6 protein-coding genes are annotated in these 7,455 nt (G+C 43.6%); 4 read left to right on the top strand and 2 right to left on the bottom strand.

Translation table 11 applies throughout. From position 1 onward, the window contains the following. Positions 1-269 precede the first annotated feature (269 nt). Complete coding sequence (locus GTW09_RS17335) at positions 270-452, top strand: hypothetical protein (protein WP_163112875.1); 183 nt, start codon at positions 270-272, stop codon at positions 450-452. A 44-nt stretch (positions 453-496) separates the two neighbouring features. On the opposite strand, the gene GTW09_RS17330 is transcribed toward GTW09_RS17335, so the two are convergent. Further along, positions 497-1,390, bottom strand: coding sequence for a LysR family transcriptional regulator (locus GTW09_RS17330; RefSeq protein ID WP_163112874.1), 894 nt, complete (start codon positions 1,388-1,390; stop codon positions 497-499). 159 nt (positions 1,391-1,549) lie between these two features. Between GTW09_RS17330 and GTW09_RS17325 the strand changes: the two genes are divergently transcribed. From GTW09_RS17325 to GTW09_RS17315, 3 genes are read left to right on the top strand one after another with little or no spacing between them, the layout of a single operon-like run. Further along, entirely contained in the window at positions 1,550-3,259 is a 1,710-nt protein-coding gene (locus GTW09_RS17325) for an ABC transporter transmembrane domain-containing protein (protein ID WP_163112873.1), read from the top strand. Further along, positions 3,260-4,309 carry an HlyD family secretion protein gene (locus GTW09_RS17320; RefSeq protein ID WP_071980700.1) on the top strand — a complete coding sequence of 350 codons (1,050 nt, stop codon included), beginning with the start codon at positions 3,260-3,262 and terminating at the stop codon, positions 4,307-4,309. It begins immediately after the preceding gene. Further along, positions 4,306-5,757 (top strand): TolC family protein, encoded by a 1,452-nt coding sequence (locus tag GTW09_RS17315; RefSeq protein WP_239059462.1) that lies wholly within the window; start codon positions 4,306-4,308, stop codon positions 5,755-5,757. The genes GTW09_RS17320 and GTW09_RS17315 overlap by 4 nt, the downstream gene beginning before the upstream one ends. Positions 5,758-5,900: 143 nt before the next feature. On the opposite strand, the gene GTW09_RS17310 is transcribed toward GTW09_RS17315, so the two are convergent. Further along, positions 5,901-6,743 carry a hypothetical protein gene (locus GTW09_RS17310; RefSeq protein WP_203565823.1) on the bottom strand — a complete coding sequence of 281 codons (843 nt, stop codon included), beginning with the start codon at positions 6,741-6,743 and terminating at the stop codon, positions 5,901-5,903. Between the last annotated feature and the right edge of the window lie 712 nt (positions 6,744-7,455).

The following is a 7,455-nucleotide window of genomic DNA, read 5'->3' as shown; positions in this document are numbered from 1 at the left end:
GTTTAACCTTCATTTGTTTTTGGCGAAAGATCTGATCACCAAACGTCATGAATGTTCCCTTTATTTTTTATCTTACTGAATTTTAGTCATTATTTGTGGGGATACCTCAGGTTCTGACCCCATTTATCAGCAGGTCGTTGTAGGCAATGTTATCAGCCAACATACAAATTGTGATAGCGCGATACCCAAGTTCAAAGGCTGTTATACGGTGAATAGGATATTATTTGTTTATGATTTAAAAAGCCGGTTTGAAGAGCAGGATAACTTCAATGATAGTAGAACAAATGGTGGAAGGTGGGTGTTTCGAGGCTGTTGAGGCACTTGCTGAGCATGCGTATATTGGGCGTGGGCGTTTCGACTGGGCAAAAGTAAGGGAAGAAGCGCACAAATCACTCGATGACCGCTATGGTGAAGCGCAAGTAGAGCTCTGCATTGAAAAGTGCAAAGGCTAAAAGCTAAATTCACGGCCTAACACCGCGTGCTTAAGTAAACCACATTAGCGTGTGAACAGGCCTCTTGCCGTTTCTACAATATGCTCGCTTAGTGTGTACTCTGCTCGGCTTTTGCCTGTTATCGCATAGTAGCGCTCGCTCAAACTATCTGCTTTACCAATGCAGTGTACGTTGTATTGCGCTTCTACATGATCAGCTATTGCTGAAGGCGCACAAAATACGCCAAAATTTTCACTGCCAAATAGCTTTAATAGTGCACTGTCATCGAATTCGGCCACAATTTTTGGATAAAGTTGCTCTGCTTCAAGCCAGCTGGTTAGCGCATGCCTTATACCTGAAGTGTTACCTTGCATTAATAGCGGCATGTGGTTTAAGCATTCTGGGAAACGCTGATCATTACCAAGTGGCTGTTTAGCAAAAAAGCTTAACGAACTTTCTCCAAGGAAATAGCTGTTTGCATTTACCTGTGTTCCCGGCGCTATACCTCTATCCGCCATTATAAAATCTACCGCATTAATCGCTAATTCTTTTAATAATCCATCAAAGCTATCTTCTTTTATCACATACTTTACATTCGCAAACTGGCGCATGGTATGGTGTACAAAGTCAAAAAAGAGCACCTTAGGAACGCCATTAGTAATACCTATGACGAACTCCTTCGTATTGACTTCGTCGTTTGTATTGAGAATTTCAGCGAGTTGGTTGCCTTTGTGAAATATTTCACTGGCATACTGATAGCTCAATTTTCCCTTAGCGTTCAGATACAGGCGCTTGTTTATTCTATCGAATAGGGAATAGCCTAACTGGTTCTCGAACGTACTTAGCTGCCCACTTACTGTTTGAGGGGTGACATGGAGAAGTTTTGCTGCTTTCGCAATACTGCCTTCCCGCGCGACTAGATAGAAATAGTAAAGATGATGATAATTTAAATGGTGCATATAAACCGCTTTTTGGGGAACGCTAAGCGTTAGTTGTAATAATTAGTTATACAACTAAGGTTTTGTCGATGAAGTTAGAAGAATATAACAGATTTAATCTTATTAAATATTAAATTACACTGTAAAAAATGAGCTTGCGGGTATATTGAAGATACTATTATGGGAAAAGTAATTAATCTGCGTCAAACGCGTAAAACGCTGTTTTCGTTGTTAAAGCCTGAAGCTAGCTTCTTTTCTGTGGCTATTGCCTACGGCATTGCAATTGGTTTGTTAACACTAGCAGTACCTATTGCGGTTCAAACACTAATAAACAGCATCGCAAACATTGGCTCTACGCGAGCCGTGGTGATATTGGCCATAGTATTGTTTCTTACCTTATTTACCTCTGGGGTGTTCAGTGCCTTGCGCACCCGAATAATGGAATATTATGAGCGAAAAGTGTATGCCCGTTTAACCTCAGATTTAGGCCTTCGCACAATAATGGCGCCGCATAGCTATTTCGAAGGCCGTCAAAATATCAGCATTACGCAGCGCTATTTCGACATCATGATCCTGCAGAAAAACATTCCCTCACTCATGGTCGATGGTTTTGCGCTAGTGCTACAAATGCTGGTGGGCTTTACGTTGGTCTCGTTTTATCACCCTACCTTATTGGCGTTTAACGTTATTCTTATTCTTGTCATGTATGCGGTGTGGAAAATTTGGGGGCGCGGAGCAAAGCGCACGGCTATCGAGCTTTCTACAGCCAAATATAACTCTGCGAAATGGCTTCACGATATCGCCAGTGCCCATGAGTTTTTCAAATCGGCAGACCATGTCGAATATGCTGGCAAGAGCACTGAAGCCTTGATCAGCAACTATATTCAAAAGCACAAAAATCACTTTCATTACACCTTTTCTCAAGTGGTGATGTTCTTACTACTTTATGCGGTAGCGAGTGCGTCTTTGCTAGGTATTGGCGGCGTGTTGGTTGTGCAAGGGCAGTTGTCCATTGGCCAGCTGGTGGCTGCAGAGCTAGTTATGTCGTCGGTTTTCTTAGGGCTATCTCGTTTCACTCAGTATCTGAAGTTGTATTACGAGCTATACGGTGCGGCTGAAAAGCTGGGCAATGCTTTGTCTATTCCCCAAGAGTCGATGCATTCAGATGCAGAACATATTCCAGAGTCTTCGAAGCTGGTGTTTAACAAGCTCCAACTCAAATATGGTAATGATCATTGCAATATAGACGTTACTTTGGAGCCTGGCTCACAATACTTTGTTACTACAGACAAAAGCTGGGTGCAGCGAGAGCTTCTTGGTCTATTAAAGCGTTACGAACCAGTGCGCACGGGTGAGATTACAATAGATAACCTGAGTTTGAATGATTACGATATTCACGAGCTTAGGCAGGCCGTCACTATTCTCGATCGCTCGCTTATTATTGAAGTTTCAATTGAGCGTTACTTGAAACTCGCTCAGCCAAAAGCAACCCAAGCTGATATTCGCAAGGCTTTAGAAGAAGTTGAGCTAACCACGGTAATTGATGCATTGCCAGAGGGCTTACAAACTCAAGTATCGGTGCTTGGTGCGCCGCTGCAACCACTAGAGTTTTTATTATTAAAGCTAGCTGCCGCTATTATTGCCAAACCTCAAATTCTTATTTTGAACCAGCACTTTGATGCCATTCCGCCAGATTTGAGAATACGTTTGCTCGAAAGACTGAAAAGCCACGATTTTACGGTACTGTATTTTACTAATACGCCTTTGTCTCAGTGCGCAACAGGTTTGCTGCACTTACATGATGATGTAGAGGTAACAATGTACGAGCAGAGCGACCAAGGCGCTGCAGATAGTCAGATGTCGGAAAGTAAAGACAAGGAGGGCAGCTAAATGAACAATACTGAAAGCCGTTTTTTAGACAACATGAAGTCGCTGCCCGCTATGCGTGTACCTAAGCTGCACAAAGTGGTGTGCGGTATTATAGGCTTTTTGATCATCGCCTCTTGTTTTATTTTGTACTTTACGCCTTGGATCCAAACGGCGTATGGCACTGGAATGGTAGATTCTCTCGACCCCGAAGATCGCATGCAGCCTATCAATGCCTTGGTTGATGGCCAAGTGAAAAAATGGCATGTGAGAGAAGGGCAGCAGGTAAAAGCTGGCGAACCTATTGTGACGCTTATCGACATAGACGCTCAGCGCTTAGAAAAATTAGAGTCGCAATTAGCCGCCGCAAACTTGAAAAATCAAGCGAATGAGACTGCGGTTAGAAATGCAGAAAATAATTTAAGACGGCAAATCAGCCTTGAAAAGCAGGGGCTGGTATCACGAAAAGAGGTAGAGAACGCTCAGATAAAAGTGGAAGAGCTTAGAGCAAAAGCAGCGGCATCGATAACAGAAATCAACGATGTAAGTATGACCTTATCAAGACAGTCAACGCAGACAAAAGTGGCTCCGGTTGATGGTACGGTTGTTAGGCTGTTGTCAGGTGGGGTTTCTACCTTTGTAAAGTCGGGCGACATTTTAGGGCAGTTTATTCCCGCAGATGCCAAGCGAAGTGTGCGTGTCACGGTAAGAGGGCTAGATGCCCCCTTAGTAACGCCCGGGGCTAAAGCGCGTATTCAATTTGATGGCTGGCCGGTCTTTCAGTTTAGTGGCTGGCCGGGTGCAGCTATAGGCACCTTCGGTGGTGAGGTTGTTTACGTAGAGCCAGTAGCGAGTACAACCGGCGATTTTCAGGTATGGATAAAGCCCGATGAGGATGATATTGCTTGGCCCGCCGAAAGCTCAGCCCGATTGGGGAGTCAGGTAAGAGCATGGATTTTATTAGAAGAAGTGCGATTGGGTTATGAACTGTGGCGTCAGCTCAATAATTTCCCTCCTAAGCCCACAACGCAGCCAAAAACTACCGCAAGTGATAAAGGAAGCGGTCGGTTATGATAAATACGAAAAGGTTTTTTGTGAAAAAGGTGGTTAAAGCTGCTGTTTACGCATTCATGTTTAGCGGTATAGCTAGTACATGCGTAAATGCAATGGAGAATAGCTCGAGTAAAGTGCCTGCGCCCAGCATCAATGACTTTATTGAAAGCATGACCCGCTATCATCCTTATGTACTTGCTATTAATGAAGGGAATTATCAGGCTGCTGCAGAGCTAGAGATTGCGCGCAGCAACTTCGATCCCTTCATTGAGCAAAAAACCAAAAGCAGAGTAAGCGGTTATTACGACGGCACAAATTTAACGCAGCGCTTTACCAATCCGGTTGAAGATTATAACGCCAATGTGTTTACAGAATACCGTATTGCCGGTGGCGACTTTCCGGCCTATGAAGGTGATTACGATACATTGTCTGCCGGCGAAGCTAGTATTGGCGTTGCCATGTCGTTGTTGCAAAATCGCGAAATAGATAAGCGTAGAACAGAGCTTCGCAACGCGGGGTTAGCCACCGCCCAGTGGGAAGCTCAAGCTACGAGTATGATCAACAGCTTTATTTATAAAGGCGTGAACGAATACATATCGTGGTATGAAAGCGCGCTGCAAATAAAAGCGGTACAAAACTTATTGGAAACAGCGCAAGAGCGAGAAAAAGCATTAAGTACGCGGGTGGAAAAGGGCGACTTAGCAGATATTGTATTGGTAGAGTTTCAGGCAAACCTGATGCAGCAGCGATTGCTGCTTGCTGAGCTCACTCAAAAGCGAGACTCTCACGCACAAATGCTGTCTTTTTATTGGCGCTCACCGCAAGGCGACATGCTGTCGTTCAATGCTGATACTCCTCCGAATAACATTGAATGGCCGTTTTGGGTGGGCGATGCACAGCTTATTGCATTGCGAAAGGCTTTAAAGCAACACCCCGAGCTCGATGTATTACAGTTAGAGCAGCGGGTGGTACAAAATAAAACTGCATTGGCAAATAATGCGTTACTGCCAAAGCTAGATCTGCAGGCGTCTATTGCTCGTGATGTGGGGGCAGGTTCAGAAACGCTAGAGGGAACAGAAACGAAACTTGGCCTTTCTTTTTCCTACCCATTGGGTAACAGAAAGGCGAAGGCAGAACGTTCTCAATTGCTATCAAAACAAAGAGAGCTGGGACACAAGTTTACCTCAATACAGCAGTCGATAACCCAACGCTTTGAGCAAGCCTATGTATTTTGGACACAGGCGAAAGACATTGCAGAGCTGCAAAGTCAAAACGCATCGCTGGCTAGACGTTTATCACAGGTAGAGAGAACCCGCTTTGATGCCGGGGACAGCGACATGTTTGTATTGAATGCGCGGGTACAAAATGAAATAAAAGCTCAAATTAAAGAGATTAAAGCAAAGGTAGATTTATTGAAGGCTGAGTTAATGCTTTATAAAGAAGCCGCCATGCTTTATGACATGCGATGATTGATGTTGAAGTAATACCTTACGACCTACAACTAAAAAAGCCTAGTAAAAATCTTCTACTAGGCTTTTCGGTTTTCTTGAGCACTAACTTCTCTCACTAATTGAGTTAGTCCACACCACCATCTAATCAGTTAATTATCTTACTACTTAACAGCACTCGCGAAGTCACTCTCGCTCAATCCCGCAGATAGGGCATACTCTTTAAGCTTTACTTTCGAGACTCCCGAATTGTTAGCTGTATTTAAAATACGCATAACGTGTTCCCGTTGCTGCGAAGACTCGCGAACTGCAGTTTCTACTACTTTTTCTGCTTTATTAGGAAACACCGCTAATAACGCGTCTACCACATATTCGCCAACGAATGGCACAGCATTAAGTGCACTTGTCATTATTTCAACAATTTTGTTTGGGTGCTCTTGAGATAGTGTTTGTACAATACTATCGGCAGAATCTGGTTGAGTTAGCACGGCTACCCGCACTATTTCATCGAGTTCCTCTGGCGTTGCCATTGCAGCAGCGTGTACTACAAAATCCACATACGTGGGTTCTGCGGTAATAGCCAACTTAACAATGTTAGGGCAGCTGCTTACCTCTTTCTCAATCGCCAATTTAACAATTTCTTCTGTGGATGATGGCTGTGCTGAGATAGCGGCAAAGATAATTTCGCGGTATTTTTCAGGGTAGGTGTCTAGTGCAATATCCACTACAGATACTACGTCTTGAGGATAGTGGCTTGAAATTGAACGGATCGCACGGCCAACAGACATCGCTTCGTCAACCTGGCGTTTCAAAAATGCCTTTTGAAAACGCGTAGCTTTGCTAGCTTCCTCTTCTGGAACAACTTCGTTTTGCGCGCCCGCTTCAGTCTCTATTTCTGACGAAACAGTTTCTACTGCATTTTGCGCAACGGACGCTTCAACATCATTAAGGCTAAGTAGGCTTGCTGATAACAGTGATGCCGACAGAATAATTACCGTTCTTGACATAAATCCACCTTTTATAATTATTGTGTAGCGTTATAACGATGCTGAGTGTTCGACTTCTTTGTGTTGCTGCACAAAAATCTGCCCAATGAACAACAATAATAAAAACAATAATGTTGTTATCGGCAACATACGTTAACCACTTAGTGGCTACTACCATATAGGATCTTAACCTTCATCCTATTAGTAATTAGTCCACATTGTCTACTTAATATCACATCTGACTAAAAATTAGACGGTTGGTTCACTTTGTCAGATAATTATTAAAATACTTGTTGACGTGAGCGCTCAGATCCCTAAAATGCGCATCCGCTTCGGGGGAAAAGCCAAACGGCAGACACCGCGAAGTTAGTCTCTACTACCTTTGTAAGGCAGTAAAGACGGGAGTTTCGAAGAAGCGCTTCAGAAAATAAATTTTCAAAAAGTGTTGACAGCAAAAACTTCCAGCGTATAATGCGCATCTCACTCGAACAGGGTGAGTCACCAAGAAGCAACGCGCTTCGCGGTTGGCAAGGAATACGAATCAACTGAGAGTAATGTTGGTCCTCCTTGCGCAGAAGTCACGACAAAAAGCGTCATGATTCTGCACTATGTTCTTTAACAATTTAGACAAGACAATCTGTGTGGGCACTCGTTAAGAGTGTCTATACGACGATTCATAATTCGATATATTTAATTGAAGAGTTTGATCATGGCTCAGATTGAACGCTGGCGG

The organism is Alteromonas hispanica (assembly GCF_010500915.1).
GTDB classification, from domain to species: domain Bacteria; phylum Pseudomonadota; class Gammaproteobacteria; order Enterobacterales; family Alteromonadaceae; genus Alteromonas; species Alteromonas hispanica.
The sequence above is the reverse complement of the archived record's forward strand: the minus strand, read 5'-3'. Positions and strand labels throughout refer to the sequence as shown.